The 759-nt window shown below is 74.2% G+C and carries 2 protein-coding genes; both read left to right on the top strand.

What is annotated here, in order from left to right; translation table 11 throughout:
- Window positions 1-371, top strand: a 371-nt coding sequence (locus CKO13_RS12430; protein ID WP_200261470.1) for an ABC-type transport auxiliary lipoprotein family protein, incomplete at its 5' end; no start/stop codon positions are given.
- A 115-nt stretch (window positions 372-486) separates the two neighbouring features.
- Window positions 487-753, top strand: a complete 267-nt coding sequence (gene rpsT / locus CKO13_RS12425; protein ID WP_200261468.1) for a 30S ribosomal protein S20 — start codon at window positions 487-489, stop codon at window positions 751-753.
- The last annotated feature ends 6 nt before the right edge of the window (window positions 754-759 follow it).

Genomic DNA, 759 nt, shown 5'->3' with positions numbered 1-759 from the left:
CCCCGGTGCCCGTGCTCTGGCGCGACCGGCTCCGCGAGGCGTTCCAGGCCGACGGCCGGGTGCCGCGGGTGGCCGTCGACGCCGAGCGCACCGCCGCCGACTGGGCCCTGGAGGGCACCCTCCACGCCTTCCAGCTCGAGCGCCGGGGCGAGGCCCCGGGGCAGGCGGTGGTCCGCTTCGACGCCCGGCTGCTCACCGCCGACGGGCGCCGGATCGTCGCCACCCGGCGCTTCAGCGCCGAGCGGCGGCTGCCGGGCAGCGGCCCCGCGGCCGCGGCCGCCGCCCTCGGCGAGGCCAGCGACACCGTCGCCGCGGCGCTCATCGACTGGACCCTGGACCGGGTCGCCGCCCACGGGGAGGACGGCCGCTGACTTGACAAAGGGCGGTGCAGCCCAAAGAATGAGCGGCTTAAAGAATTCTGGATGCCGGCTTGCGCGGTGAGCGGGCCGGCGCAGTCACCGTGGATCAACGAGCAGGAGTGAGACCGTGGCGAACATCCCGAGCGCTCAGAAGCGTGCCCGTCAGGAGGAAGCCCGCCGGCTGCGCAACAAGTCGCGCCGGAGCGCCATGCGCACCTCCATGAAGAAGGTCCTGAAGGCCGTCAAGACCGGTGACCATGGGCAGGCCCAGGAGGCGTACCGGGAGGCCGTCCGGGTCATCGACCGCACCGCCAACCGCGGCGTCATCCACAAGAACAAGGCGGCGCGCCACAAGTCGCGGCTCAACGCCCGCGTGCGCAGCCTCGCGGGCTGACGCGCC

The organism is Halorhodospira neutriphila, from assembly GCF_016584055.1.
In the GTDB taxonomy this organism is placed as follows: domain Bacteria; phylum Pseudomonadota; class Gammaproteobacteria; order Nitrococcales; family Halorhodospiraceae; genus Halorhodospira; species Halorhodospira neutriphila.
Note: the sequence above shows the minus strand (reverse complement) of the source record. Positions and strands in the feature narration are given on the sequence as shown.